Source organism: Corallococcus sp. AB032C (assembly GCF_003668935.1).
GTDB lineage: Bacteria > Myxococcota > Myxococcia > Myxococcales > Myxococcaceae > Corallococcus > Corallococcus exiguus.
Genome location: NZ_RAWP01000097.1, coordinates 1 through 24,361 on the forward strand (window position 1 = coordinate 1; position 24,361 = coordinate 24,361).

Annotated in this window: 24 protein-coding genes, 6 tRNA genes and 1 pseudogene; 23 read left to right on the forward strand and 8 right to left on the reverse strand. The window is 69.3% G+C overall.

Annotation, left to right across the window (positions count from 1 at the left end):
• Positions 1-54: 54 nt before the first annotated feature.
• The gene (locus D7X99_RS32110; RefSeq protein ID WP_121781083.1) at positions 55-852 is read right to left on the reverse strand and encodes a TatD family hydrolase; all 798 of its coding nucleotides are present in this window, start codon (positions 850-852) and stop codon (positions 55-57) included.
• A gap of 138 nt (positions 853-990) precedes the next feature.
• On the opposite strand from D7X99_RS32110, the gene D7X99_RS32115 reads away from it, so the two are divergent.
• On the forward strand, positions 991-2,445 hold the full coding sequence (locus D7X99_RS32115) for a PD40 domain-containing protein (RefSeq protein ID WP_121781102.1): 1,455 nt from the start codon (positions 991-993) through the stop codon (positions 2,443-2,445).
• Positions 2,446-2,454: 9 nt separating this feature from the next.
• Here the strand turns inward: D7X99_RS32115 and D7X99_RS44730 are convergent.
• Together D7X99_RS44730 and D7X99_RS32130 are read right to left on the reverse strand one after the other, a co-directional pair.
• Positions 2,455-3,176 (reverse strand): annotated as a pseudogene (locus tag D7X99_RS44730) (IS5 family transposase); the annotation flags it as partial.
• Between the two features lie 486 nt (positions 3,177-3,662).
• Complete coding sequence (locus D7X99_RS32130; RefSeq protein WP_233613879.1) at positions 3,663-3,914, reverse strand: hypothetical protein; 252 nt, start codon at positions 3,912-3,914, stop codon at positions 3,663-3,665.
• 366 nt (positions 3,915-4,280) lie between these two features.
• Here D7X99_RS32130 and D7X99_RS32135 point away from each other — a divergent pair, with 366 nt between their 5' ends.
• On the forward strand, positions 4,281-5,243 hold the full coding sequence (locus tag D7X99_RS32135; protein WP_121781084.1) for a DHH family phosphoesterase: 963 nt from the start codon (positions 4,281-4,283) through the stop codon (positions 5,241-5,243).
• A 10-nt stretch (positions 5,244-5,253) separates the two neighbouring features.
• On the opposite strand, the gene D7X99_RS32140 is transcribed toward D7X99_RS32135, so the two are convergent.
• Positions 5,254-5,835 (reverse strand): nucleoside triphosphate pyrophosphatase, encoded by a 582-nt coding sequence (locus D7X99_RS32140; RefSeq protein ID WP_121781085.1) that lies wholly within the window; start codon positions 5,833-5,835, stop codon positions 5,254-5,256.
• Between the two features lie 105 nt (positions 5,836-5,940).
• Between D7X99_RS32140 and D7X99_RS32145 the strand changes: the two genes are divergently transcribed.
• Positions 5,941-7,194, forward strand: coding sequence for a metallopeptidase family protein (locus D7X99_RS32145; protein WP_120577027.1), 1,254 nt, complete (start codon positions 5,941-5,943; stop codon positions 7,192-7,194).
• 8 nt (positions 7,195-7,202) lie between these two features.
• Entirely contained in the window at positions 7,203-8,381 is a 1,179-nt protein-coding gene (locus D7X99_RS32150; protein WP_121781086.1) for a class I SAM-dependent rRNA methyltransferase, read from the forward strand.
• A 32-nt stretch (positions 8,382-8,413) separates the two neighbouring features.
• On the opposite strand, the gene D7X99_RS32155 is transcribed toward D7X99_RS32150, so the two are convergent.
• Together D7X99_RS32155 and D7X99_RS32160 are read right to left on the reverse strand one after the other, a co-directional pair.
• Entirely contained in the window at positions 8,414-8,911 is a 498-nt protein-coding gene (locus tag D7X99_RS32155; protein ID WP_120577036.1) for a caib/baif family protein, read from the reverse strand.
• Positions 8,912-8,939: 28 nt separating this feature from the next.
• Entirely contained in the window at positions 8,940-9,500 is a 561-nt protein-coding gene (locus D7X99_RS32160) for a hypothetical protein (RefSeq protein WP_233597000.1), read from the reverse strand.
• Positions 9,501-9,534: 34 nt separating this feature from the next.
• Here D7X99_RS32160 and D7X99_RS32165 point away from each other — a divergent pair, with 34 nt between their 5' ends.
• The 4 genes from D7X99_RS32165 to D7X99_RS32180 all read left to right on the forward strand — a co-directional run bounded on the left by D7X99_RS32165 (position 9,535) and on the right by D7X99_RS32180 (position 14,188).
• Entirely contained in the window at positions 9,535-11,601 is a 2,067-nt protein-coding gene (locus tag D7X99_RS32165) for an ATP-dependent helicase (protein WP_120595439.1), read from the forward strand.
• 168 nt (positions 11,602-11,769) lie between these two features.
• Positions 11,770-12,216 (forward strand): 50S ribosomal protein L13, encoded by a 447-nt coding sequence (gene rplM, locus D7X99_RS32170; RefSeq protein ID WP_120577030.1) that lies wholly within the window; start codon positions 11,770-11,772, stop codon positions 12,214-12,216.
• 8 nt (positions 12,217-12,224) lie between these two features.
• Positions 12,225-12,626: a 30S ribosomal protein S9 gene (gene rpsI, locus D7X99_RS32175; protein ID WP_120549158.1), complete on the forward strand. Its 402-nt coding sequence runs from the start codon at positions 12,225-12,227 to the stop codon at positions 12,624-12,626.
• 143 nt (positions 12,627-12,769) lie between these two features.
• The gene (locus D7X99_RS32180) at positions 12,770-14,188 is read left to right on the forward strand and encodes a type IV pilus twitching motility protein PilT (RefSeq protein ID WP_121781104.1); all 1,419 of its coding nucleotides are present in this window, start codon (positions 12,770-12,772) and stop codon (positions 14,186-14,188) included.
• 30 nt (positions 14,189-14,218) lie between these two features.
• On the opposite strand, the gene D7X99_RS32185 is transcribed toward D7X99_RS32180, so the two are convergent.
• Positions 14,219-14,956, reverse strand: coding sequence for a hypothetical protein (locus tag D7X99_RS32185; protein WP_121781087.1), 738 nt, complete (start codon positions 14,954-14,956; stop codon positions 14,219-14,221).
• A gap of 35 nt (positions 14,957-14,991) precedes the next feature.
• Between D7X99_RS32185 and D7X99_RS32190 the strand changes: the two genes are divergently transcribed.
• The 13 genes from D7X99_RS32190 to D7X99_RS32250 all read left to right on the forward strand — a co-directional run bounded on the left by D7X99_RS32190 (position 14,992) and on the right by D7X99_RS32250 (position 22,532).
• Complete coding sequence (locus tag D7X99_RS32190) at positions 14,992-15,498, forward strand: regulatory protein RecX (RefSeq protein ID WP_121781088.1); 507 nt, start codon at positions 14,992-14,994, stop codon at positions 15,496-15,498.
• A 12-nt stretch (positions 15,499-15,510) separates the two neighbouring features.
• A complete protein-coding gene (locus D7X99_RS32195) occupies positions 15,511-16,281 on the forward strand; it encodes an outer membrane protein assembly factor BamD (RefSeq protein ID WP_121781089.1) in 771 nt (256 codons plus the stop codon).
• Positions 16,278-16,982, forward strand: a complete 705-nt coding sequence (locus D7X99_RS32200) for a hypothetical protein (protein ID WP_121781090.1) — start codon at positions 16,278-16,280, stop codon at positions 16,980-16,982. Before D7X99_RS32195 ends, D7X99_RS32200 begins: the two co-directional genes overlap by 4 nt.
• 37 nt (positions 16,983-17,019) lie before the next feature.
• On the forward strand, positions 17,020-17,742 hold the full coding sequence (locus D7X99_RS32205; RefSeq protein ID WP_121781091.1) for a lipopolysaccharide assembly protein LapB: 723 nt from the start codon (positions 17,020-17,022) through the stop codon (positions 17,740-17,742).
• Positions 17,743-17,779: 37 nt separating this feature from the next.
• On the forward strand, positions 17,780-18,724 hold the full coding sequence (locus D7X99_RS32210; protein ID WP_120581232.1) for a DUF4388 domain-containing protein: 945 nt from the start codon (positions 17,780-17,782) through the stop codon (positions 18,722-18,724).
• An 8-nt stretch (positions 18,725-18,732) separates the two neighbouring features.
• Positions 18,733-19,797 carry a selenide, water dikinase SelD gene (gene selD, locus D7X99_RS32215; RefSeq protein ID WP_121781092.1) on the forward strand — a complete coding sequence of 355 codons (1,065 nt, stop codon included), beginning with the start codon at positions 18,733-18,735 and terminating at the stop codon, positions 19,795-19,797.
• Positions 19,798-19,893: 96 nt separating this feature from the next.
• Positions 19,894-20,667 carry an N-acetylmuramoyl-L-alanine amidase gene (locus D7X99_RS32220; protein ID WP_233613881.1) on the forward strand — a complete coding sequence of 258 codons (774 nt, stop codon included), beginning with the start codon at positions 19,894-19,896 and terminating at the stop codon, positions 20,665-20,667.
• 48 nt (positions 20,668-20,715) lie between these two features.
• Entirely contained in the window at positions 20,716-21,420 is a 705-nt protein-coding gene (gene rph / locus D7X99_RS32225) for a ribonuclease PH (protein WP_121781094.1), read from the forward strand.
• Positions 21,417-22,007, forward strand: a complete 591-nt coding sequence (gene rdgB / locus D7X99_RS32230) for an RdgB/HAM1 family non-canonical purine NTP pyrophosphatase (protein ID WP_121781095.1) — start codon at positions 21,417-21,419, stop codon at positions 22,005-22,007. Before rph ends, rdgB begins: the two co-directional genes overlap by 4 nt.
• A gap of 71 nt (positions 22,008-22,078) precedes the next feature.
• A tRNA-Pro gene (locus D7X99_RS32235) sits at positions 22,079-22,152 on the forward strand.
• 38 nt (positions 22,153-22,190) lie between these two features.
• Positions 22,191-22,264: transfer RNA gene (locus tag D7X99_RS32240), tRNA-Arg, on the forward strand.
• Positions 22,265-22,363: 99 nt separating this feature from the next.
• Positions 22,364-22,437, forward strand: a tRNA-His gene (locus tag D7X99_RS32245).
• A gap of 21 nt (positions 22,438-22,458) precedes the next feature.
• A tRNA-Arg gene (locus D7X99_RS32250) sits at positions 22,459-22,532 on the forward strand.
• 96 nt (positions 22,533-22,628) lie between these two features.
• Here the strand turns inward: D7X99_RS32250 and bet are convergent.
• On the reverse strand, positions 22,629-23,720 hold the full coding sequence (bet, locus tag D7X99_RS32255; protein ID WP_121781096.1) for a phage recombination protein Bet: 1,092 nt from the start codon (positions 23,718-23,720) through the stop codon (positions 22,629-22,631).
• Positions 23,721-24,053: 333 nt separating this feature from the next.
• Between bet and D7X99_RS32260 the strand changes: the two genes are divergently transcribed.
• Positions 24,054-24,126 (forward strand) — tRNA-Lys (locus D7X99_RS32260).
• A 132-nt stretch (positions 24,127-24,258) separates the two neighbouring features.
• Positions 24,259-24,340, forward strand: a tRNA-Leu gene (locus D7X99_RS32265).
• Positions 24,341-24,361 lie beyond the last annotated feature (21 nt).

The window sequence follows — 24,361 nt, forward strand, 5'->3', positions numbered from 1 at the left end:
GGGCGGGGGCGGGCTGCGGGTTCATGAAGGGCTCCTCTATCACGCGACGCTCGCCTACCGCGAAGGGGAGGGGAAAGCTTCCCGGAACAGGCGCCGGGCATTCTCGGTCGTCCGCTGGGCGAGCGCCTCCACGGGCTCCCCCAGCACGTGCGCCATGCCCGCGAGGATGTGGGGCAGGTAGCCGGGTTCGGACCGCTGCCCCCGGAAGGGCGTGGGCGCCTGGTCCGGCGAGTCCGTCTCCGCCACCAGCCGGTCCGCCGGAATCACGCGAAGGGCGTCCAGCGGCTTGCGCGCCTCCGCCCACGTCACCGGGCCCGCGAAGGAGAAGTGACAGCCCTTCTGGATGTAGAAGCGCGCCAGCTCCGCGCCGCCGCTGTAGCTGTGCATCAGGATGCCGGCCTCCGGCCAGGCTTCCGCCTTCAGGAACTCCATCATCGCCGGGTGCAGCCGGTGGCAGTGCATCAGCACCGGCAGCCCGTACTTGCGCGCCAGGGCCAGGTGTCCGCGCAGCACCGCCAGCTGCCGCTCCAGCGGGGCGCCGGGGAGGGACGGGCCATCCAGGCCGCACTCGCCCACCGCCACCGCGCCGCCTTGCGACAGCAGCGCGTCCAGCCGCTCCAGGTGCGCGCCGTCATCCTCCGCTGGCAGGTCCGGCAGGAACTGGGGATGGATGCCCAGTCCCACCTGGATGCGCGCGTCCTTTCGCGGCAGCGTGAGCAATGGCTCCCACGTGTCCGGGCCCACCGCGGGGATGAGGATGCCGTGCAGGCCCGCGGCCCAGGCGCGCGCGACAACGCTGTCGCGGTCGGGGTCGAAGCGCGAGGCGTCCAGATGGCAGTGCGTGTCGATCATTGAGCACCCTTCTTCTCAATCCAGTTCAATCACTGACAGCCTCGGAGGCCATGCCCTTCAAGGCCTGCTGGCACCCGTGAACGCGAAGCTAAGACGCGCCCCCTGACTTTGGTGCATCGCGACCTGGGAGGCGTGGAAATGATCAAGCGAGTGGTGTTGGGGGCGTTGTTCGGTGCGCTGACGGTGTTGGGGACGGGCTGTGGCGACGAGTGCGTCGATCAGTTCGACTGCCGTGACAAGGGCGCCGCGCCGGCGGGCCAGGAATGGATCTGCAACGCGGACAACAAGTGCGAGCTGCAGAACCTCGTGTTCCCGCCGGAAGAGGACGCGGGCACGGAGGTTGATGCGGGCACGGAGGTCGACGCGGGCACGGAGGTCGACGCGGGCACCGAGGACGCTGGGACGGAAGTCGATGCCGGCACCGACGCGGGCATGAACGTGGCCAAGGGCGGCGCGTGCACCGCGTCCGCGGAGTGCATGGCGGGCCTGCGCTGCGAGGCCGCCACCTGCCAGTCGCTCCTCATCGCCGTGACGGGCAACGACGGCGGCACGCGCGCGCTGGTGACGGAATACGACGTGCCGGGGATGACGTCGCTCAGCGCCGACGGTGTCGCCAGCGCCTACCCGCGCTTCGGCCCGGACGGCGCCCAGGTGGCCTTCGTGCAGGGGGACGTCACCGGCGCCGCGGGTGAGCTCGCGGTGCGCCCGGTGCCGCTCACGGCCGCCGCGCCCACCGTGCTGACCACGGGCACGGCTTCCAGCAGCACGCGCATCCGCTACATGGAGTGGGAGCCGGGCAACCTCATCACCTGGGTGCGCGGCAGCACGGGCATCTCCACCATCGCGGCGACGGGCGGCTCGCCCACGCAGGCCACCGTCAACGGCACCTTCCCGGACCTGGCGCCCAACGGCACGGACTACGCCTACAGCGCCGCGGGCAACGGCATCTACGTCTCCACGGGCGGCGGCGCGCCGGCTCCGCTGGCGGGTTCGCCCACCTCGGGCGAGCAGCCGCACTACAACCGCACCACCTCGCAGCTGCTCTTCCTGGCCAACCCAGACAACCTCACCGTGACCTTCGGCACGGACACCACCCCGGTGCTGCGGCTGTACTCGCTGCCGGTGACGGGCGGCGGCACCCCGGCGCTGCTCGCGGACAGGACCTCCGAAAACGCGACGGGCGGCACCGTGGACTCGTACATCGCGAACCCGAACTGGTCGCCGGATGGCAGCTGGGTGGCGTACGTGCGCGCCTACTACCAGAACATCAATGGCGCGGCCACGCTGTGCGGCAACACCGGCGCGACGCTGTGCGGGACCACGCCGGGCAACGTCATCTTCCTGCAGCGCGTGAACACCACCACGGGCGCGGCGGACGGCGCCCCGGTGAAGCTCGCTGACAACGCCACGCTGCCGTCGTTCTCTCCGGACGGCCAGCTCGTGGCCTACGTCTTCGGCGGAGCGCTCTACGTGCAGCCCATCGACCCGGCCACCGGCCAGCCCACCGGAACCCTCATCCAGCACCCGAAGGACACGTACACGGTGCTGACCAACGAGGGTGACGACTACCGCCCGCGCTGGCAGCCCCGCTAGGGGGTGTCCCTAATTAAGCCAAAGCATCATGCAGGCCAGGTGGAGGACCGCCAGGTAGTTGGTGGCGGTCTTCTCGTAGCGGGTGGCCACGGCGCGGAAGCGCTTGAGGCGGTGGAACATGCACTCCACCTGGATGCGCAGCCGGTAGAGGGCGCGACTGTTGCGGCGCCGGTGGTGCTTGCGCGTTGGATTCATCGCGATGACGGGCCTCATTCCGCGCTCCCGGACGGCCTGCACGAGGTGGTCGGCGTCATAGCCGGCGTCGGCGATGAGCGCCTTGCCGTGCGCATACTGAATGAGGTGCTCGGCTTCAGTGACGTCGCCGCGCTGCCCAGGCGTCAGCGTCACTTCGAGCGGTTGGCCCTGGGTGGTGCACAGGGCGTGGACCTTGGAAGAAAAGCCTCCTCGAGAACGGCCCAGAGCATTGCATCGGCCCCCCCTTTTGCGCCCGCGGCGTCCTGATGCGCCCGGATGATGGTGGCGTCCAGCAGCGAGCCGACATCATCCACTTGCAACTGCAGCGACTTGAAGAGCCCCTCCCATACGCCTCGGGTCGCCCAGCGCCCGAAGCGGTTGTAGACCGTCTTCCAGGGCCCGTAACGCTCTGGCAAGTCACGCCAGGGTGCGCCCGTCTTCACCCGCCAGAGCACTGCATTGACGAACTGCCGGTCACCTTTCTTGGTGCGCGGCCCTCGTCGGGCAGGGATGAGTGGCTCAAGCTGCTTCCACTGCTCGTCCGTCAGCTCATGTCGGTGCACTCACCAGGGGTGCTCAGCTCTTCCTTTCCCTGCAAGCTCAACCCTGCCCACGGGGCTGGCGGCCGCTCGGCCTCCAGCACCTTTCTTCAGATAATTAGGGACACCCCCTAGTCCCAGGCACCCAAAGCCCCGCGCTCCGGGGTTTCCCGGCCCGTGTTCCCGGTTTTGCGAGGGAGCACGGGCCTTCGTGTTTCAGGTGCGAAGCGCGCAGCACACCTGGCGCGAAGTGACGAACGCGGGCAGTCCAGGGTCCGGATGAACCCCGAGCGGATCCATTACCCAGTCCAACGGATCCAGGTTCCAGGACGAAAAGAAGGGGAGAAGGACTCCACCCGCGCTCACGCGAAACGCGGCACCTGGTGGAGAAAGGCTGACAGCCGTGTCGCGACAGCTCCGCGCCCGCGCGCTCCGTTTCAGCGGAGCACGGCCTGGGCTTCGGGGGCCGGGACGCGGGCGCTTTCAGCTCTCGACGACGATGCGGCGGCCCAGCGCCCGGGTCATCTGCGGGGAGGTGACGAGCTCCAGCACGCCGCTCATCTCTCCGCCCGCTGTGTCGAACGCCGCCGCGATGACCTCACCGAGGGTGAGCTGGGCCTTCTGGGCCGCCACCCGCGCGCGCTTCGCCGTGCGACGCAGCGCGGGCATCACCCGCCGACCCTGCCGCCGCACCGTGCCACCCTTCGTCTTGCTGCCTGCGGTCCGCTTCGCCATGGTTCCTCCCGCTACTGCCGATACGCGGGTGAGTACCTCGTCGGTCTGACACCATGCAGGCGAGGTGCCAGGGCTCAGCCTCCCCGTCAGGTCCCTGAATCCAGGGGTTTTCCTCGCGGGTAGCGGGTTTCCGAGGGGCGGACGGGCCTTCCTTTTTTCAGTCCTCCAGGGTCGTTCCTCGTTCTGTCGAGTTTTTCGTTCATTCAGCGCGGTGGTTTCCACGCATCGTTCAATGGAGCGCACCGGCCCGAGGCCGTGCGACGACAGGGCTGGGTCAGGTGTACCCCCCTGGCCACAGCCCCTGCGGGCAGGCGACCGCGGTGCGGTTGGGACTCGGCGTGGATTCGGGGTAGAGGGCGGGCGCCCATGCGAGTCCAGGTCCTCTTCCACGACAACTGTTTCGACGGCGCGGCCAGCGCCGCGGTCTTCACCCGCTTCTACCGGGAGCGCGTGCGCGCCGACGCGACGTTCAGCTACCGGGGCCTCGCCCACAAGCCGGGGGCGGAGGGCATCGACGCGGCCGTCTTCACGGGCGACGAGAACGTCATCGTCGACTTCCGCTACAGCCAGGACGCGCGGCTCACCTGGTGGTTCGACCACCACGCCTCCGCCTTCCAGCAGGCAGGCGACGAGCCCCACTTCCAGCGCGACACCAGCGGCCGGAAGTTCCACGACCCGCATCGCAAGAGCTGCACGCTGTACCTGGCGGACGTGGCTCGCGAGCGCTTCGGCTGGGACGCGTCTCCGCTGAAGGACCTGCTGCACTGGGCGGAGATCATCGACGGCGCGCAGTTCCCCAGCCCCCAGATGGCGGTGGCGCTGGAGGAGCCCGCGCTGCGCATCATGACGGTGCTGGAGGCGACGAAGGACGACACGCTCATCCCGGAGGTCATCCGGCGCATGCAGACGGACAGCCTGGCGGACATCGCCCGGTCGCCGCTCATCGCCGCCCCGCTGGAGCCGCTGCTCTTCCGGCACCAGCGCAACATCGACCTCGTGCGTGAGAAGGCCCGGTACGAGAACGGCGTCGTCTCCTTCGACCTGGTGGACGAGGGCGTGGACAGCCTCAACAAGTTCATCGCGTACGCGCTCTACCCGGACGCGCGCTACACGCTGTGGGTGGGGAAGGGCGCGTCGCGCGCCAAGGTCTCGCTGGGCTCCAACCCTTGGAGGCCGGAGACGCGCAAGCACGACCTGGCGGCCATCGCCGGCCGCTACGGCGGGGGCGGCCACCCGGTGGTGGCCGCGGCGAGCTTCAAGGCGGACCAGGCCGACAAGGCCCGCGCCGCGTACCAGGAGATTCTCGCGGAGCTGTCCGGCGCGCGCTGAGCGCCGGGGCTTAGGGGCGGGCGAAGAGGTCGAAGCCCGCCTGCCGGAGCAGCCGTACCACCGACAGCATGGGCAGTCCCTGCACGTTGGTGCGGTCGCCCTCCAGCTTCTGGAGCAGCGCCTGCCCCCGGCCCTCCACGCGGTAGCTGCCCGCGCAGCCCTCCCACTCGCCGGTGTCCAGGTAGCGCTCCAGCTCCTCTGGCGGGACGGCGAAGAACGTGAGGCGCGCGTCCTCCAGGGTCTCCGAGTGGTGGCCGCCCGGCCCCAGCAGGCACACGGCGGTGTGGATGACGTGGGTGTTCCCCAGCAGGCGCGTCAGCTGCGCGCGCGCCGCGTCCCGGTCCTGGGGCTTGCCCAGCACGTCGCGGCCCATCTCCACCAGCTGATCCGCCCCCAGCACCCAGGACTCCGGATGGCGCTCCTGCACCGCTCGGGCCTTGCGCACGGCGAGCATCCGCACGGCTTCGTCGGCGGGCAGGTCGTCGGGGACTTGCTCGTCCACGTTGGGGGCTTCGGTGCGGTAGGGCACGCCCAGCCCGTCCATCAGGACCCGTCGCGCGCTGGAGGTGGATGCCAGGATGAGTTCTCTCATGGGAGGCCGGAGGGTAATGCAGCCGGAGAGGGGATGGGACCCCTCAGGCGGGCAGGCACGTCCCCGCTTCCTGTGCATGGGGCGGATGCCATAGCCTCCCCGCCCATGTCGCGGCGCGGTCTGCTCGCTGTCTGTCTCCTCCTGCTCGCCTCCTGCAAACGGCCCCCTCCGGCGAACGCCGACGCGGGCACGGATGCGGGCACGGCCACCACCGCCGTGGCGGCTGACGCGGGCGCGCTCGCGGAAGGCCCCGTGGACGCGGGCCCCCTCGCCTCCGTGAGGCGCCCGGACGACGCGGTGGCGGAGGTGCACCCGCTGGCGGTGTGCGACGCGCGGGGTGGCGCGCCCCTGGACGCGGCCCGCGACTACTACGACTCCGGCCACTACGAGGAAGCGCTCTCCTGCGCCGCGCAGGCCGCCGCGCAGGAGCCGGACCTCGCCGCCGCCCACGCGGAACGGGGCTCCGCGCTGGCCGCGCTCAACCGCGAGCCGGAGGCGCAGCTCGCCTACGCCCGAGCGCTGGCCATCGACCCCGGGGACGCGGACGCGCTCCTGGGCGCCGCGCACCTGTACGCGGTGCAACTGCCCTCCACGCGCGAGCGGGACGAACTGGGCGCCCTCTACGCCGAGCGAGGCCTGTCCCAGCCCTCCACGCCCCCGGAGCTGGTGCCGTCGCTGGCGCTGGTGGCCGCCATGGCCTTCAACGACCTGGGGCAGGCGGAACAGGCGCTGGACCGCGCCGCCATCGTGCTCGCCCGCGAGCCGGGCAACGCCGAGGCGAAGTACGAGAAGGCCCTGGCCCTCTTCGAGCTGTGCCGCTTCCGCGAGGCGAAGGCGGCCTTCGCGTCGCTCCTGAAGGACAAGGACCGCGCGGCGCACGCGCACCAGCACCTGGGCCTGCTCCTGGAGCGCGAGGGCCAGTGGGCCAAGGCGGACGACCACTTCCAGAAGGCCCGCGCGCTGGAGCCCGAGGACTTCCCCCCGCCGCCCCTGCCGTCGGCGGACGAGTTCAAGGCCCAGGTGAAGCGCGCGCTGGCGGACCTGCCCGCGGACATGCGCCAGGACCTGGAGGGCGTGCCGGTGGCCACGGAGGAGATTCCCTCCGAGGACGACCTGCTCGCCAACCAGCCGCCCCTGTCGCCCACCATCCTGGGCCTGTTCCGGGGGCCCTCCCTCCAGGAGCCGTGCGACGGCTCGGAGACGCCCTGCCGCTCGGTGGCCCTCTACCGGCGCAACCTGGCCCGCGCGGTGCGCACCCCCGAAGAGCTGCGCGAACAGATTCGCGTGACACTGCTGCATGAAATCGGGCATCTGCGCGGGGAAGACGACGAGGAACTGGCCGCACGCGGCCTGGAGTGAGCCCCGACATGCCTTCCCTTCCCACTGCCCGGGTCAGCCTCAAGGGCGCCAAGACACTGCGTCGCGGTACCCCCTGGGTGTACCGCACGGAGCTCACCGATGCCCCCGCCACCGACACCCCGGGCGCGGTGGTGGCCGTGGTGGACCCGCAGGGCAATCCCATCGGCCAGGCGCTCTACGCCCGCCGCTCCCCGCTTGCCCTGCGGCTGCTCACGCGCAAGGGGCCGAATGAAGAGAAGGTGGATGACGCCTTCTTCATCCGCCGCCTGGAGGCCGCGCTCGCCCGTCGCGCCGTTCTGCCGGGGCGGGACGGCCTGCGCCTGGTGCACGGAGAGGCGGACCTGCTCCCCGGCTTCTTCGTGGACCGCTACGGCCAGGGCCTCACGGTGCAGACGCTGTCGGAGGGCATGGACGCGCGCAAGGAGATGCTCGCGCGCGCGCTCGTAGAGAGGACGGGCGCGAGCCACGTCGTGTGCCGCGACGACGCCTCCGGCCGCGACTTCGAGAGCCTGCCCCGCGAGGTGCGCGTGCTGCACGGCGAGGGCGCCGCGCGCTTCACCTACCACGAGGGCGACAACCGCTTCGAAGTGGACCTGCTGGGCGACATGAAGACGGGCGCGTTCCTGGACCAGGTGGACAACCACCTGCGCGCGGGCGAGCTGGGCCGTGGCGAAGCGCTGGACTGCTTCAGCTACCACGGCGGCTTCGCGCTCGCGCTCGCGAAGCACTGCACGTCGGTGCTCGCGGTGGAGCAGGACGCGAAGGCCTCCGCGCGCATCCAGACGAACGCGGAGGCCAACGGCCGCGCCAACGTGAAGGTGGAGAACGGCAACGCGTTCGACGTGCTGCGCCGCTTCGACCAGGAGGGCCGCCGCTTCGACACCATCGTCCTGGACCCTCCTGGACTGGCCAAGCGCCGCGAGGGCCTGGCCACCGCGCTGCGCGCCTACCACGAGCTCAACCTGCGCGCCCTGCGCTGCCTCAAGCCGGACGGCCTGCTGGTGACGTGCTCGTGCTCGGGGAAGCTGGACCGCCAGGGCTTCGAGTCCATGGTCCTGGACGCCGCCGCGGACGCGAAGCGCCCGGTGCAGATCCTGGAGCGGCGGGGCGCCGGCCTGGACCACCCGGTGCTCGCGGGCCTCACGGAGACGGAGTACCTCAAGGCCCTCTACGTGCGCGCCCTTTAAGGCCGGGCGCGGCGGGGCAGGGGGCCGGAGCGCTACGGGATGCCCAGTTCCTTGCGCAGCCGGCCCACGACCTTGAAGTACTCGGTGCGGGAAAAGCCCACGTTGAGGATGTGGAAGTCCTTCTTGGAAAGCCCCACGCAGCCGAAGCAGTAGTTGCAGTCCTGCAGGTTCTTGCTCAGCACCACGTACGCGCTGCTGGAGCAGTTCTCGCTCTGCACGCAGTAGGCGCACGCGTGGCAGTTCTTGCACTCCACGCAGTGCGAGCAGTTGGTGCACAGCTCGCACCGCGTGCAGTGCGTGCACTGGTGGCAGCTGTCGCAGTCCTTGCAGAACATGCAGTTGGCGCAGCGCTGGCAGCCCTCGCACGCGTAGGAGCCGGGGTTGCCCGGGTCCACCGCGTAGCTCTTGGACAGCTTCTGGAACTGGTCCATGAACTCGCGCTTGCCCAGGGACGACACGCCCAGGCGCGCCGCCTTCTCCTGCTCCAGCAGCTCCTGGGCCGTCTGGGTCCGCGACCCCTTGTCCTTCACCGCCACAAACGCTCCTTGGACTCTTGAATCACTGCAGCTGGGCCAGTCCGGCCAGGTCGATGCCTCGCGCCACCCGCCGCACCTCCACGGTGCTGGGGAAGCCGCGGCTGGTGACGGCCACCACGAACCGCTCGCCTACCAGGAGGTTCGCCTCCGCGACGGCCTCGTCCGCGTCATAGCGCACGAAGCCCACGGCCTCCTTCCACTGGATGGGCGCCGTCGGGTCGCTCGCCGCGCGGCCCTTCGCCTTCTGCGCCGCCTCGCGGATGGCCTCCCCCAGCTTCAGCCCCATGGTGGTGTCCACGATGCGCACCTTCACCTCGCGGCCTTCGCCCCGGGTGTAGGTGCGCTCCGCCTCCGACACGGACACCTCGCCGTACTTCCCCGTGGAGCCCGCGGTGGAACCTACCGTGAAGCCCTCCAGCGACTCCGGCAGGAACGGCGCCAAATCCTTGAAGTACACGCACGGTGCGGCGGTCGTCACCACGTCGCGCGGGGTGGGAGATGTCGTGCGTTCGTCGTCACGGCATCCGCCGCCCACGCCGAGCGCGAGCGATGCGATGGCCAGCCGTAGGAAATAGTCGCGCACGAACGAATCAAAGGGTATCCCTGGCCCGCGCGCAATGGACCTTTCGAAGCTCAATCCTCCTCAGCGCGAGGCCGTGGTGACGCTCCAGGGCCCCCTGCTCGTGCTGGCGGGCGCGGGCAGTGGAAAGACGCGGGTCATCACCCACCGCATCGTCCACCTGCTCAACGAGCGGCCGAACCACATCATGGCCCGCAACATCCTCGCGGTGACCTTCACCAACAAGGCCGCCACGGAGATGAAGGAACGGCTCATCCACATGGCCGGGCCGCGCGCCCAGGGCGTGCTGGTGTGCACCTTCCACGCGTTCGGCGCGGAGGTGCTGCGCGAGGACATCCACCGGCTGGGCTGGCCGAAGAAGTTCGCCATCGCGGACATGGGCGACCAGCTCTCCATCATCCGCCGCGCCATGCGCGACAAGCGCATCGACGACCGCGCCTTCGACGCGCGCAAGGTCCTCACCCTCATCTCCAAGGCGAAGAACTCCGGCGAGGCGCCCCAGCCCAAGCCGGAGGGAATGGGGGACGACTACGACCTCATCACCTCCATGGTCTTCGCGGACTACCAGCTCGCGCTCAAGGCGCAGGGCTCGGTGGACTTCGACGACCTGCTGGTGCTGCCCGCGCGCCTGTTGCGCGAGCACCCGGACCTGCACCGCAAGTACACGGCCCGCTTCCAGTACCTCCTGGTGGACGAGTTCCAGGACACGAACCACGCCCAGTTGGACCTGCTCAAGCTGCTCGCGGGCGAGGCGAGGAACGTGTGCGCGGTGGGGGATGACGACCAGTGCATCTACTCCTGGCGCGGCGCGGAGGTGCGCAACATCCTGGACTTCGAGCGGCACTTCCCGGGCGGCAAGGAGGTGCGGCTGGAGCAGAACTACCGCTCCTCCCAGCGCGTGCTGGACGCGGCCAACGCCGTCATCGCCAAGAACCCGGAGCGCAAGGACAAGCGCATGTGGACCGACCGCAAGGGCGGTCCGCTGGTGAAGGTGGTGGCGTGCCCCAATGATGAAGAGGAGGCCCGCTTCATCGCGCACGAAATCCAGAAGCACATCTCGCTGGGCGTCCCCGCGGACGACATCGCGGTGCTCTACCGCACCAACGGCCAGGCCCACCCGGTGGAGGAGATGCTGCGTGAGAAGAGCATCGCCTACGAAGTGGTGGGCGGCAGCGAGTTCTTCGACCGCAGCGAGGTGAAGGACGTCATCGCGTACTTCAAGGTCCTGGCGAACAAGCTGGACGAAATCTCCCTCATGCGCATCGTCAACGTGCCCTCGCGCGGCATTGGCGACGTCACCATGGAGCGGCTGCACGCGCACTCGCGCGCGGAGGGCGTGACGCTCTGGACGGTGATGCGCCGCGCGGAAACCTATGACGACCTGCCCGCGGGCGCGGGCGGCAAGGTGCTGGAGTTCGTGGAGATGGTGGAGCGCTACCGCGACGCCTTCACCCAGACGCCCCGCCTGTCGGAGGCCACGCACAAGCTGCTGGAGGAAATCGGCTTCCGCGAGGCCACCCGCGCCAAGGCCGTCTCCGGCACCGCCGCGGACAAGAAGCTCAAGGGCGTGGATGGGGTGCTCGCGTCCCTGGAGAAGTTCGAAAAGCGCGAGGGCCCCAAGGCCAGCCTCCTCACGTACTTGAACCGCCTCAGCCTGGACACGCGCCAGGAAGAGGAGGACGTCCCGGGGCAGAACAAGCGCGTGACGCTGATGTCCCTGCATGCCTCCAAGGGCCTGGAGTACCGGCTCGTCTTCTTCATCGGCATGGAGGAGGACCTGATGCCCCACGGCGGCATGCAGGGCGAGGCGCAGAACCTCGAGGAGGAGCGCCGCCTCTGCTACGTGGGCATCACCCGCGCCAAGGAGCTGCTCTACCTCACCCGCTCCACCGTGCGCGTGAAGCGCGGCAAGGAGGTCCCCCGCACGCCCTCGCGCTTCCTGGAGGACCTGCCCCCGGACGCCTTCGAGATCGTGGACATGGACGCGCCGCGTCAGGGGCCGCCGGATGAGAAGGAGAAGAACTTCTTCGCCAACCTGAAGGAGCGCTTCAAGAAGCCCGCCGCCGGGGGAGCGGGCCCGGGCACTCCTGGCCGGGCGCCCTGAGGGGTCCCCCGTACGCCCAACCTTGACTTGATCCCGGCGTCCTACTAGGAGGGTCAGCCTTTCCGGGCTTCTGTCGGAGTTGAGGCGGAGGACCCGCGGTTGGTTACGCACGAGCACGCGGCCCCTGGCATGCACCTGGGCGCCGCGCCGAAGTCTGGAGTGCACGAAATGTCGCAGAAGACCTACAGCGCCAAGGCTGGGGACATCAAGCGCCAGTGGCACGTCATTGACGTGTCCGACAAGGTGCTTGGTCGCGCCGCCAGTCAGATCGCCACCCTCCTGAAGGGCAAGCACAAGCCGACGTACACCCCGTCCATCGACACGGGTGACCACGTCATCGTCATCAACGCCGACAAGGTGAAGGTGACGGGCACGAAGGAGACGGACAAGCAGTACTACCGTCACCCGTACGCCGGTTTCCCGGGTGCCCTGAAGATCACCAACCTCCAGAAGCTGCGCCAGCGTCACCCTGAGGACATCATCCTCAACGCCGTGCGCCGCATGCTGCCCCGCAATGCCCTGGGCCGTCAGATGATGACGAAGCTCAAGGTGTATGCTGGTGACACTCATCCGCACACCGCGCAGAAGCCGGTGGCGTTCAAGGTCGAGGCGTAAGAACAACCATGGCGATCAATCCTGAACTCGGTTTCTACGCCACGGGCCGCCGCAAGGAGGCCACCGCTCGCGTCTGGCTGCGTCCTGGCAACGGCGCTGTCGTCATCAACGGCCGCGACATCAACGAGTACTTCGGCCGTGAGACGTCGAAGATGGTGCTCAACCAGCCGCTGGAGATCCTGGAGCAGAAGGGCAAGCTCGACGTCACGGTCAACGTGCGCGGCGGCGGTCTCTCTGGCCAGGCCGGTGCCATCCGTCACGGCATCGCGCGCGCGCTGTGCGCCTTCAACCCGGAGTTCCGTCCGGCGCTGAAGAAGGCCGGCTTCCTCACCCGCGATGCCCGCGCGGTCGAGCGCAAGAAGTACGGCCAGCCCGGCGCCCGTCGTCGGTTCCAGTTCTCCAAGCGCTAATCACGCTTGTCGGCCAGCTGTCCGGCCGTTCGTCGGCGGGGGTTTCCTTCGGGAAGCCTCCGCCGTCGTGCTTTGCGGGCAAGCGGGTGGGCGTCGCCCCGTCGCGATGCGCGCGGGCGTTCTGCTACCATCCCGGCACCCTCATGGAACTCAACGAAATCCTGCAGATCGCCCTGCGTGGCGGAGCCTCCGACATCCACCTGAAGGCGGGCCTGCCGCCCATGTTCCGCGTGGATGGTTCGCTGGTGCCGCTCAAGGACGGCCGCCGCCTGCCTCCGGAAGAGGTGGCGCGCATGGCGTTCGGCATCATGAACGAGTTCCAGAAGGAGAAGTTCAAGGTCAGCAACGAGGTGGACCTGGCCTACGGAGTGCCGGGCCTGGGCCGCTTCCGCGTGAACGTCTTCCAGCAGCGCGGCACGGTGGGCGCCGTGCTCCGCGTCATCCCCTTCAAGGTGATGACGATGAAGGACCTGCTGTTGCCCCCGGTGTTGGAGAAGGTGTGCGGCGAGGAGCGCGGCCTGGTGCTGGTGACGGGCACCACGGGCTCCGGCAAGTCCACGACGTTGGCGGCGATGATCGACTACATCAACTCCAACGAAACCAACCACATCATGACCATCGAGGACCCCATCGAGTTCCTCATCCGCGACAAGCGCTCCATCGTGAACCAGCGCGAAGTGGGTGTAGACACGATGAGCTTCTCGCAGGCCCTGAAGTCAGCGCTGCGCCAGGACCCGGACGTCATCCTGGTGGGCGAAATGCGCGACCACGAGACCATCGAAACGGCGCTCCACGCCGCGGAGACGGGCCACCTGGTGATGTCCACGCTGCACACGCTGGACGCCACGGAGACCATCAACCGCATCGTGTCCGCGTTCCCCCCGCACCAGCAGAAGCAGGTGCGCCTGCAGCTCTCCAGCGTGCTGCGCGGCGTAGTGAGTCAGCGTCTGGTGCCGCGCGCGGACGGCAAGGGCCGCGTGGCGGCAGTGGAGGTGCTGCGCGTCACCACGCGCGTGCGCGAGCTGATTGAAGACAAGGACCGCACGAAGGAGATCCACGACGCCATCTCGCAGGGCACGGACTCCTACGGGATGCAGACGTTCGACCAGTCGCTGATGAGCCTGGTGCGCAACGGCCTGGTCACCTACGAGGAGGCCCACCGCCAGGCCAGCAACCCGGACGACTTCGCGCTGCGCTTCTCCGGCATCAGCGGCACGTCCGACTCGAAGTGGGACAACTTCGACGCCAAGGCCGGCGAGGAGCGTCCCATTCCGGGCTCGGCGTCCTTCGCGCAGAAGGGCGCGCCCGCACAGGCTGCCCCCGCGGCGCCCACGCCCGCGCCGGCTCCCCAGGCCCCGCGCCCCGGAGCGCCCATGGCCGCCCGGCCCATGACGCCTCCGCCCGGCGTCGCGGCGCCGCGTCCCGCCACTCCGCCGCCCGGCGTCGTCCAGGGCCGGCCGCTGCCTCCGCAGGTGGCGGCCCGTCCGCCCACGCCCGCTCCGGTGGCCGCGCCCGCTCCGGCGGCCAGCGGCGACGACGACTTCCAGATCGAACGCTTCTAGGAAACCCGGTGCGAAGGGGGAGGGCGCCGCTCAGGCGTCGTCGTCCCCCAACTGCGCACGCAGCCGGCTGAGGCGCATGGGGCCAATGAGCCCCTGGTGCGCCAGCGTCTGGAGCAGCGACACGGTGGCGCGCACGCGCGCGTCCTGCGCCTCGTCGGACTCCTGGAGGACCTCGTTGTCGAGCAGCGTCTCCAGGTGCTCCGGGTTGATGGACGTGGGGCCCTCCGACCACGCGATGTCGAACAGCGCCCGCGCCATGTGCTCGCGCGCCTTGCGGTCCGCGTCGTTGGGCGCGGCCTTGGCGAACGCGAGGAACAGCGCGTCCACGGACTCCTTGGACAGCGCGGCCAGGGCGGGCACCTCGCCCAGGGCCTCCTTCACGTAGTCCGCGTCGAAGTTGTCCACCTCCTGCTCGTAGCCGAAGGCCTCCTCCAGCAGGATGGACGCGAGGAAGGCGTCCGACTCCTCGTCGCTCGCGCCTTCTTCCTTCAGCGCCTCGCGCGCCTTCTGCGTCGCGGCGGACAGGGACTCGTCCTGCGTGAGCGCGCGGGCGGCGGCGTGCGCGGCCAGCAGCACCAGCGCGGCCTGGGCGTCGGAGGACAGCGCGCGTCCGCTCACGCCCAGCAGCATGGCCTTCTGCTTGGGGTTGGCGTCCGAGGCGGTCACGAAGTGCTGCTCTTCCGGAGTCAGCGGTTCACCCGCCTTCTCCTTGCGGAGCGTTTCCCTGGCGGCGTCTGCAGTGAGGAAGCGGGCGAGGATGGGGTGCATGGCGGGGCCTGTTACCACATGGTAGGGACTCCGCGATGGTTGACGAGCCCGAAGGCCCCGAGGCTGTCCAGCGCGCCACCGATGCCTGCCTGCGCCTGCTCAAGGCGCGCGGCCGCAGCCGGCATGAGCTGTCGCTCGCCCTGGAGCGCAAGGGCTTCTCCGAATCCGTTCGCGACGCGGTGCTCGCCCGCCTTGCGGAGTGGGGCTACCTGGACGACGCGAAGTTCGCGCGTGAACGCGCCCAGGCCCTGCTGGGCAAAGGCAAGCTGGGCCCCCGGGCCGTGCTTCAACGGCTCCAGGCCCACGGGCTGGAGGGCACGGAGGCTCGGCGGGCGCTGTCGGAGGCCAAGGACGCGGTGGGCTTCGACGCGCTGGAGGCCGCACGGCAGGTGCTGGAGCGCCGGCGCCTGGCCGGCCGCCCGCTGGACGCGAAGGAGCAGGCAAGGGCGGGGCGGCTTTTGCTCAGCCGGGGTTTCGCGCCGGACATCGTGACCCGGCTGGTGGGAGAACCTTCACTGGACCCCTCCGGGCAGGACGAATAGTTTGGGGGCGTGATGCGCTCCGTCGTCCTCGTCCTGTCCGCCCTGATGTTGTCCGCCTGTGCCGCCCTCTCCGCGGGGCCCGCGGGCGAGCCTGACTACGCCGCCATGGCCGCGGAGAACCTGGCGCTGGGTGAGGCCGCGATGGAGGACAACGACTACTTCAAGGCGGAGAAGTACTTCGACCACGTCCGCGCCAAGTTCCCCTACCTGGAGGCCGCGCGCGAGGCGGAGCTGAAGCTGGCGGACCTGGACTTCGCCCGGGAGATGTACCCGGAGGCGCGCGAGAAGTTCGACTCCTTCATGCGGCTGCACCCCACGCACCCCAAGGTGGACTACGCCGCCTACCGCGCGGCCCTCTCCTACGTGCAGGAGTTCCCCTCGGAGTTCTTCGCCCTGCCGCCTTCCTACGAGAAGGAGCAGAAGCCCATGTACGACGCGCTCCGGGCCATGAACGTCTTCCTGCGCCAGTACCCGGATTCGCAGTACGTGAAGGACGCCACGGCGCACCGGAATGACGCCCGCCAGCGCCTGGCGCGCCACGAGCTCTACGTCGCGTCCTTCTACGCGAAGCGCGAGCGCTGGAAGGCCGTGGCCCAGCGCCTGGAGGGGCTGCTCAAGGACTACCCGGGCACGCCGCTGGAAGAGGAGGCCCTCTTCGACCTCCATAACGCGTACGTGAAGCTCAATGACACGGAGCGCGCGCAGAACACGCTGCGGGAAGTCGTCAAGCGCCTTCCGGGTACGCCCGCTGCCCAGCGTGCCCAGAAGATGCTGGGCTCGTGAGGCGCTCGGAGGACTGGGGCCGGCTGGGGGGCATTGGAATCGCCGTGCTCGCCGCCGCCTGTGTCCTCCTGTTCCTGGGCTCGCGCCTCCTGGGCGCGGCCGCCGGACCGGAAGCGGAGATCATCACCACCCTGAAGCAGGCCGAGCACGACGGCGTGTCCCTGCCCGTGCCCGGTGCACAGGCTCCGCTCGTCTCCCGGAAGCTCCAGTACGCCCGCATCTCCGTCTCCGTGGCGCCGGATGGGCAGCGCGCGGAGGCCTTCGCCACGCTGGACTTCGAGGGCGCGCTGGGCGCCACCACGGTCAGCACCGCCGGCGTGGAGGCGGTGGCCTTCACCCGAGCGTCCGGCCGGTGGAAGCCCACGTCCTCGGTGGCGCCGCGGCTGGTGGCGGTGGTGGCGGCGCTGGAGGCGCGGCGGCAGGCCCTGGCGCAAGGCCGGCCGGAGGCGCTGTCACTGCTGGCGGGCCCAGGAGGGGACGGCGGTGCGGGGCGGGCGTGGGCGGAGGTGGCCCCCTTGAGCAAGCGGCGCCTGACGGTCCAGGCGTGGTACGCGCGCCTGGAGCGGGACGAGGTGACGGTGACGGAGCACTACCGGTTGGAGGGCGATCTCCCGGCCCGGCCGGTGGACACCCGGGGTGAGCGACCGCTTTTGCTCGTGCGCGAGGGCGATCAATTCTTGTTTTCGCCCAGGCTGATGTAGGCTTCCCGAGGAGGCAGGGGCCCGCGCGGGCCGAGTCATGGACGAAGCCCTCAAGCAACTACTGACCCTCGGGCGCGGCTCCTTCGAGAAGAAGCAGTACGCCCAGGCCGAGCAGTTCTTGACGAAGGTGGTCGAGCAGAATCCGACCTTCGCCGACGTCTACAACATGCTCGGCATCATCTACCACGACCAGGGCCAGTTCGCCCGGGCGCAGCGGGCCTTTGAGTCCGCGCTGCGGCTCAACCCCGCGTACACCGAGGCCGCGCTCAACCTGGCGGTCATCTACAACGACATGGGGAAGTACGCGGAGGCGAAGGAGGTCTACCAGGCCGCCTTGTCCCGCCAGAAGGGCGCCCCCGGCGAGCTGGACCCCTACGTCATGAAGAAGGTGGCCAACATGTACGCCGACATCGGCGACGTGTTCGCCTCCAGCGGCGTGTGGGCCAAGGCCATTGAAGAGTACCGCCGCGCGCTGGCCCACTTCCCGGAGTTCGTGGACATCCGCCTGAAGCTGGGCAATGCCCTGAGGGACGCGGGCGACAATCCGGCGGCCCTGGCGGAGTACGAACAGGTCATCGCGCAGAATCCGTCGTACATTCCTGGACGGATCAATTATGGAATCGCCCTGTACTCGGCGGGACGCCGTGACGAGGCGGTGAAGGTCTGGGAAGACGTGCTCGTGCGCAGCCCCGGCAACAAGAGCGCGCAGATGTACCTCAACCTGGTGAAGGACCCGGGCAAGGCGGAAGTAACGGGTTGAGCACCATGGCAACTTCCATCATCGAGGTCGCGGCACCGTGAGCACTCCTGGCGGTACGGCGAAGTCCTTTGCCCTCAAGTTCATCTCCGGGAAGTACCAGGGCGGCGAGTTCCCGCTGAAGGCCAACAAGCAGATCGTCGTCGGACGGTCGAGCGAGTTGGACATGGTGCTGGTGGAGGACATGGTCTCGCGCAAGCACGCGAAGATCCTGTTCTCCGACGGAGCCATCACCATCGAGGACCTGGGGTCCACCAACGGCACCTTCGTCAACGGCGAGAAGGTCAAGCAGGCCAAGCTGAAGGAGGGGGACCGCATCCTCATCGGGACCTCCATCCTCAAGCTCGTGCACCAGGGCGCGGAGAGCGCCGCCGTGGACGAGAGCGTCGTGAAGCAGAAGCTGGAGGAGGCCGCCGCCGCACAGGCCGCGCGGACCACCAAGGCCAGCTCCATGACGGGGAAGATTGAGGAGATTCCCCTCCCGGACCTGCTCCAGCTCTTCCACACGTCCAAGAAGAACGGCGTGCTCGTGGTCAACAACGCCCACGAGGGTCGCATCTACCTGCGCCAGGGCCGCGTGTACTACGCGGTCATCGACGACAACCACAACCTGGGCCCGCAGAAGAGCTTCAACCGCATCGTCACCTGGGAAGAGGGTGACTTCGAGCTGCGCCCGGCGGACTCGCAGGAGTTCATGGTGGAGCTGGACTCCTCCACCGAAGCGCTCCTGATGGACGCCCTGCGGCAGCTGGACGAGTTCAAGCGTCTGCAGCCGAACCTGCCGCCCATGGCCACGGCGCTGCGCATCGCGCAGCCGCTGACGGCGCCCTTGAAGGAACTGACGCCGGAGCACCTGGACGTGCTGCAGTTGGTGCACAACCACGGCTCGCTGGGCGGCGTGCTGGACCACTCGGACGGCGACGACGTGCTCACCGCCGAAACGGTGGTGCAGCTCATGAAGCGCGACTACGTGCGCGCGGAGTAGGGAACACCATGGCGGGCAAGAAGCCGGTGGCGCTGAAGAAGCGCCTCACGGAGATGAGCCACTGCGCGGGCTGCGCGGCGAAGCTCAAGGCGGGGGACCTGGCGAAGGTCCTGGGCGGGCTGAAGGGGGCGACGTCCCACCCCCGGGCCCTGGTGGGCTTCAACACGAATGACGACGCCGCCGTGTACCAGGTGGCGCCGGGCATGGCCGTGGTGGAGACGGTGGACTTCTTTCCGCCGCTCGTGGACGACCCGTTCCAGTTCGGCGCCATCGCCGCGGCCAACGCCCTGTCGGACATCTGGGCCATGGGCGCGAAGCCGCTGTTCGCGCTCAACCTGGTGTGCTTCCCGGACGAGCTGCCGCTCAAGACGCTGCAGAAGATCCTGGCGGGCGGCCAGTCCAAGGCGGACGAGGCGGGCATCCCCATCCTGGGCGGTCACAGCATCCGCGACCCGGAGCCCAAGTTCGGCATGGCCGTCACCGGCGTGGTGCACCCGAAGAAGGTGCTCACCAACGCGGGCTCGAAGCCGGGGGACGTGCTGCTGCTCACCAAGCCCGTGGGCACGGGCATCGCCACCACCGCCATCAAGCGGGGCCTCGCGTCCAAGGCGCTGACGAAGCGCGTGACGGCGCAGATGGCCACGCTCAACAAGGCGGCCGGTGAGGTGTTCGCGTCAGGTGCGTTCAAGGTGAACGCGCTCACGGACGTGACGGGCTTTGGCCTGCTGGGCCACCTGCTGGAGATGATGAACGGCGCGAAGACGCGCGCGGCGGTGGACCTGGAGCGCATCCCGCTCATCGCGGAGGTGCCCGCGCTGGCGGAGGCCGGTGTGATTCCAGGCGGCACGAAGACGAACCTCGCCCACGTGAAGAAGCAGGTGACGTTCCCGGAAGGGCTGCCGGAGCACATCCAGTGGCTGCTCGCGGACGCGCAGACCAACGGCGGCCTCCTGGCCAGCGTGCCCGCGCGCCACGCGCTCAAGGCCATCCAGGCGCTGGAGAAGGCGGGCGTGGACGCGGCCCTCATCGGCGAAGTGCAGGCGGGCCGCCCCGGCATCGACGTCATCGGCTGAAGTACGCGCGCCCGGGAGGGGATTTCGCCTCCGGGCCGGGCCTCCGCTAACATCCCGGTGCGAATGTCGCCGCGCTGCTTCCCCCTGGGTCTCCTCATGCTCGCATGCCTCCTGCCGGCCCTCGCCGGGGCGGGGGAGCGCGGTGCGCGCATCGTCATCGACCCGGGACATGGCGGGGCGAAGGAGGGCGCGAAGGGGCCCGGCGAAATCTGGGAGAAGGAGGTCGCGCTCCAGATTGCCCAGCGCCTGCGCGACAAGCTGGAGGCCGCGGGCAGCGAGGTGTTCCTCACGCGCGACCGCGACACGCTGATGGCGCTGTCGGAGCGGGTGGAGTTCTCCAACATCCAGCGGCCGGACCTCTTCCTCTCCATCCACGCCAACTCCATGCCCACGAAGCGGCTGCGTGAGCGCACCGAGGGCATCGAGACGTACTTCCTCTCCGCCAACGCCTCCGGTGAGGCGGCGCGCGCGGTGGCGGACCGCGAGAACGCGGAAGCCCCCACGGCCCGTGCGGCGCGTGGCCACTCCACGCTGGCCTTCATCCTGGATGACCTGGCGCGCACGGAGGCGCACTCGGATGCGTCCCGGCTGGCCTACGCCATCCACCCGCGGCTGGTGTCGAAGAGCGGCGCGGCGGACCGGGGCGTGCAGCAGGCGCCCTTCTTCGTCCTCACGGGCGTGGAAGCGCCGGCGGTGCTGATTGAAGTGGGCTTCATCTCCCACCCGCAGGAGGGCGCGCGGCTGGGGAAGGCCGCGTACCAGGAGACGCTGGCGGAGGCCATCGCGGACGGTGTGTTGGCCTTCCTCCGGGAGACGCGGCGGAGGGACTCCTCGCCCTCGCAACCGGTGGCTGGATCCACCGCGCCCTGATAAAGCGTGGGGGCTTCGCCTGTCCCTCCCTGTCAGGAGCCTTTCCCCGTGCGTTCGTTCAACCGTGGTGCGCTGGACCTCCGGCCTGTCACCCTCACGCCCAACGTCAACCGCTACGCGGAGGGCTCCGTCCAGGTGGAGTTCGGCCACACCAAGGTGCTCGTCACCTGCTCGGTGGAGGACCGCGTCCCGCCGCACCTGATGGGCAAGGGCAGCGGCTGGGTGACGGCCGAGTACGGAATGCTCCCGCGTGCCACGCACACCCGCGGCGCCCGCGAGGCCGCCAAGGGCAAGCAGTCCGGCCGCACCATGGAGATCCAACGGCTCATCGGACGCGCCCTGCGCGCGTCGGTGGACCTGCAGGCGCTGGGCGTGCGCACCTTCACGCTGGACTGTGACGTCATCCAGGCGGACGGCGGCACGCGCACCGCGTCCATCACCGGCGCGTACGTGGCGCTGGTGCTGGCCATGCGCTCGCTCAACAAGCCGGGCCTGTTGAAGGGTCTCACCCCGCTGGCCGCGGTGTCCGTGGGCGTGGTGAACGGCGAGGTTCGCGTGGACCTGGACTACGACGAGGACTCCACCGCGGAGGTGGACCTGAATCTCGTGGCCACGAGCGACGGCCGCATCGTGGAGGTGCAGGGCACCGCCGAGCACAAGCTCTTCGACCGCAAGTCGATGGACGCGATGCTGGACGGGGGACTGGCCGCCATCCAGCAGCTCGCCGCCGCGCAGGCGAAGGTGCTGGGATGAAGCCGAAGCTGCTCTTCGCCACCGGCAACGCCGGCAAGCTGCGCGAACTGCGCGCGCTCGTGGGCGACGCGGTGGAGGTGGTGTCCCTCCAGGACCTGCCCCCTGTGCCCGAGCCCGTGGAGGACGGCGCCACCTTCGAGGAGAACGCGGTGAAGAAGGCCCGCGAGTACTCGGAGGCCACCGGGCTGCCCGCGCTGGCGGACGACTCCGGGCTGTGCGTGGACGCGCTGGACGGACAGCCCGGCGTGCTTTCCGCCCGGTACGCGCCGGGGGACGACAAGGCCCGGTACGAGAAGCTCCTCACCGAGCTGGCGGACGTGCCGGATGAAAAGCGCACCGCGTCCTTCCGCTGCGCCCTGGCGCTGGTGACGGGGAAGGGTGACGAGGCCCGGGTGGAGGTGGGCCGCTGCGAGGGCGTCATCCTGCGGGCTCCGAAGGGGACGAACGGCTTCGGCTACGACCCCGTGTTCCAGGTGGAGGGGGAGGGCGGGCGCTCCATGGCGGAGCTGGCGCCGGAGGAGAAGTCGCGGGTGTCGCACCGGGCCCGGGCCTTCCAGTTGATGCGGCGCCATCTGTTGGCGCTTTGACCGGCCGGGCGGGCGTCAGGAAGAGCAAGCTTGCGCGTCCGTTCGCGTTAGGCGAAGAATGCAGCACTTCTCGGGGCGTAGCGCAGCCTGGTAGCGCACCTGCCTTGGGCGCAGGGGGTCGGAGGTTCGAATCCTCTCGCCCCGATTTGAAGTGCCGTACGTATCAGCAGGGTTGTCCGACCAGCTCCAGTAGCTCAGCTGGATAGAGCACCGACCTTCTAAGTCGGGGGTCGCAGGTTCGAGCCCTGCCTGGGGCGCAAATCTGCTGGCAGTTGGTTTTGGGCCTTGAATGGCTCAGGTTTCCACGGTAGGAGACCGCCGCTTTCAAAGCCGTGACGTGTGAAGTTGAAGTGACGGCGAATGTAGCTCAACTGGTTAGAGCGCCGGACTGTGACTCCGGAGGTTGCCGGTTCGATCCCGGTCATTCGCCCTTCTTCACTCGCTTCCTGTCGCGCCTATAGCTCAACTGGATAGAGCATCGGCCTTCGAAGCCGAGGGTTGGGGGTTCAAGTCCCTCTGGGCGCACACCCTTTCCCAGCTCCTTCCCGGCCTGAAAGCAAAACGCCCGCGCCCCTTCTGCTGGGACGCGGGCGTTGTTCATTTCGGCGAACGACGCGGCCTTCAGGCCTCCGGGTTCGTCCCGGCGCGGTCCTTGGAGGACGGCGCCTGGCAGCGCAGCTCCGTCTCCGCCTCCAGCGCGGTGAGGTTCTCGCGCATGGCCTTCGCCCACCGGGCCCGGGGCTGCTCCATCAGCTTCTCGTGCGCCAGGTCGATGGTCTCGCTCAGCTCGTCGTCGGACAGCTCGGACGTCGTCTTGCCCTTGTGGGGACCGAACGCCACCACCACCGCGCTCGTCTTCGAACGCTCGGGCGTCTGGGACACGGGCACCGCCGCCACCGTCGTGGCCGGCGCCAGCGGCACATCCACGTCCAGCCGCGCCTCCTCCTTCTCTGGCGTCCGCGCCATCTCCACCGCCTTGGTGGCTTCCGCGGGGGAGGGGGCCGGAGCCAGGGTGGGGAAGGACGCCTTCACCGGGCCCGGCTTCGAGCCCAGCACCTCATAGGAACCGGAGGCGGGCGCGGGTTCGTCGTGCGCGTCGTACTCCTCGGCCGGCATCTCCTCGCGCACGTACAGTCCGCCGAAGGCCTCCGGGTACGCCTTGCGCAGCGCCGCCACGCGCGCGCACTTCTCAATCATCGTCGTGGGAATCTTGGCCCACAGCGGCGTCTGCTGGACGTAGCCGGAGAAGTCCAGCCACACGACGACGGGCAGCTTCCCATCGCGCACCACGCGCGACCAGGCACCCACCAGGGCGCCCTTGCGCTTGGCCGGGTTGAAGCGGTGAACCACCTCGCCCTTGCCCTGGTCCACGACGATTTCGTCCTCGGCGAACACCGCGCTCGCCTGGATGCCCTTGAAGTCCGGAAAGCGCTCCGCCCGGGCGAGCATGCCCGCCTCGGAGGGCTGGAACTCGTACTTCGTCACCCAGTTGGGCCGCTCGCGGTTGCCCACGTTCTGTCGGCGCGCCACGCAGAACGCTTCCTTGAGGAGCGGATCCAACCCGCTGCGCTTGCACTGCTCGATGAAGAGGGCGAACTCGTCCTCGCTGATTCCCCGGGGGCAGATGGTCCGCTTCACCAGCTCCACCCGCTCCCGGTTCCAGGCCGCGCCCTGCGGCGACGTCGTTCCTTCCGCCTTCACATTCGCATCCATCACTGTGTCTCCAGCACCGCTCGAAAAGGCGGACGACCCTCGCCCGCCCACATGGTTGCCTCGGGAACACGGCGCACGACCCGTGAGCAGGGGCCTGGACGGTCCCCCTGCTACAGGCCTGAAGCGCGAACCGAGGCGTGGATCAACATGCGAGCCGGGCAGACCCTTCGCATCGCTTCCCAGACGCGGGGACGGCCGGCCGCACGCCGGGCATCCGGTTCCAACGCGGAGAATGGAAGGGGTGTGCAAAAACGTTTTGACAGAGCGGGCGGCGACCGGTATTCACCGCGCCACCTCGGACGTCGCGAAGCCAACGCGGCCGAAAGCAAAGCCGGGAGCGTAGCTCAATTGGCAGAGCAATGGACTCTTAATCCATAGGTTGTGGGTTCGATTCCCTCCGCTCTCACTCGCAGGGCCCCTTCTGGAAACGGAAGGGGCCCTGTGTCTTTTCCGGCACTCCCTGACGGGGAGGTCCGCCCGGGAAAGTCCCTGTCGTCCACGGACGTTTCGGAGTAGGACGGCGGTCGCGCGACGCGTCGGGCGGGTGGCGAAACTGGTAGACGCGCCAGACTTAGGATCTGGTACCGCAAGGTGTGAGGGTTCGAGTCCCTCCTCGCCCATTTCGCGTTGACCCGTTCGTG

Bases quoted from the DNA above. Each gene is read 5' to 3' on its own strand.
- D7X99_RS32110 (WP_121781083.1), bottom strand. From the start codon at position 852: ATGATCGACACGCACTGCCATCTGGACGCCTCGCGCTTCGACCCCGAC.
- D7X99_RS32115 (WP_121781102.1), top strand. From the start codon at position 991: ATGATCAAGCGAGTGGTGTTGGGGGCGTTGTTCGGTGCGCTGACGGTG.
- D7X99_RS32130 (WP_233613879.1), bottom strand. From the start codon at position 3,914: ATGGCGAAGCGGACCGCAGGCAGCAAGACGAAGGGTGGCACGGTGCGG.
- D7X99_RS32135 (WP_121781084.1), top strand. From the start codon at position 4,281: ATGCGAGTCCAGGTCCTCTTCCACGACAACTGTTTCGACGGCGCGGCC.
- D7X99_RS32140 (WP_121781085.1), bottom strand. From the start codon at position 5,835: ATGAGAGAACTCATCCTGGCATCCACCTCCAGCGCGCGACGGGTCCTG.
- D7X99_RS32145 (WP_120577027.1), top strand. From the start codon at position 5,941: ATGTCGCGGCGCGGTCTGCTCGCTGTCTGTCTCCTCCTGCTCGCCTCC.
- D7X99_RS32150 (WP_121781086.1), top strand. From the start codon at position 7,203: ATGCCTTCCCTTCCCACTGCCCGGGTCAGCCTCAAGGGCGCCAAGACA.
- D7X99_RS32165 (WP_120595439.1), top strand. From the start codon at position 9,535: ATGGACCTTTCGAAGCTCAATCCTCCTCAGCGCGAGGCCGTGGTGACG.
- rplM (WP_120577030.1), top strand. From the start codon at position 11,770: ATGTCGCAGAAGACCTACAGCGCCAAGGCTGGGGACATCAAGCGCCAG.
- rpsI (WP_120549158.1), top strand. From the start codon at position 12,225: ATGGCGATCAATCCTGAACTCGGTTTCTACGCCACGGGCCGCCGCAAG.
- D7X99_RS32180 (WP_121781104.1), top strand. From the start codon at position 12,770: ATGGAACTCAACGAAATCCTGCAGATCGCCCTGCGTGGCGGAGCCTCC.
- D7X99_RS32185 (WP_121781087.1), bottom strand. From the start codon at position 14,956: ATGCACCCCATCCTCGCCCGCTTCCTCACTGCAGACGCCGCCAGGGAA.
- D7X99_RS32190 (WP_121781088.1), top strand. From the start codon at position 14,992: ATGGTTGACGAGCCCGAAGGCCCCGAGGCTGTCCAGCGCGCCACCGAT.
- D7X99_RS32195 (WP_121781089.1), top strand. From the start codon at position 15,511: ATGCGCTCCGTCGTCCTCGTCCTGTCCGCCCTGATGTTGTCCGCCTGT.
- D7X99_RS32205 (WP_121781091.1), top strand. From the start codon at position 17,020: ATGGACGAAGCCCTCAAGCAACTACTGACCCTCGGGCGCGGCTCCTTC.
- selD (WP_121781092.1), top strand. From the start codon at position 18,733: ATGGCGGGCAAGAAGCCGGTGGCGCTGAAGAAGCGCCTCACGGAGATG.
- D7X99_RS32220 (WP_233613881.1), top strand. From the start codon at position 19,894: ATGCTCGCATGCCTCCTGCCGGCCCTCGCCGGGGCGGGGGAGCGCGGT.
- rdgB (WP_121781095.1), top strand. From the start codon at position 21,417: ATGAAGCCGAAGCTGCTCTTCGCCACCGGCAACGCCGGCAAGCTGCGC.
- bet (WP_121781096.1), bottom strand. From the start codon at position 23,720: ATGGATGCGAATGTGAAGGCGGAAGGAACGACGTCGCCGCAGGGCGCG.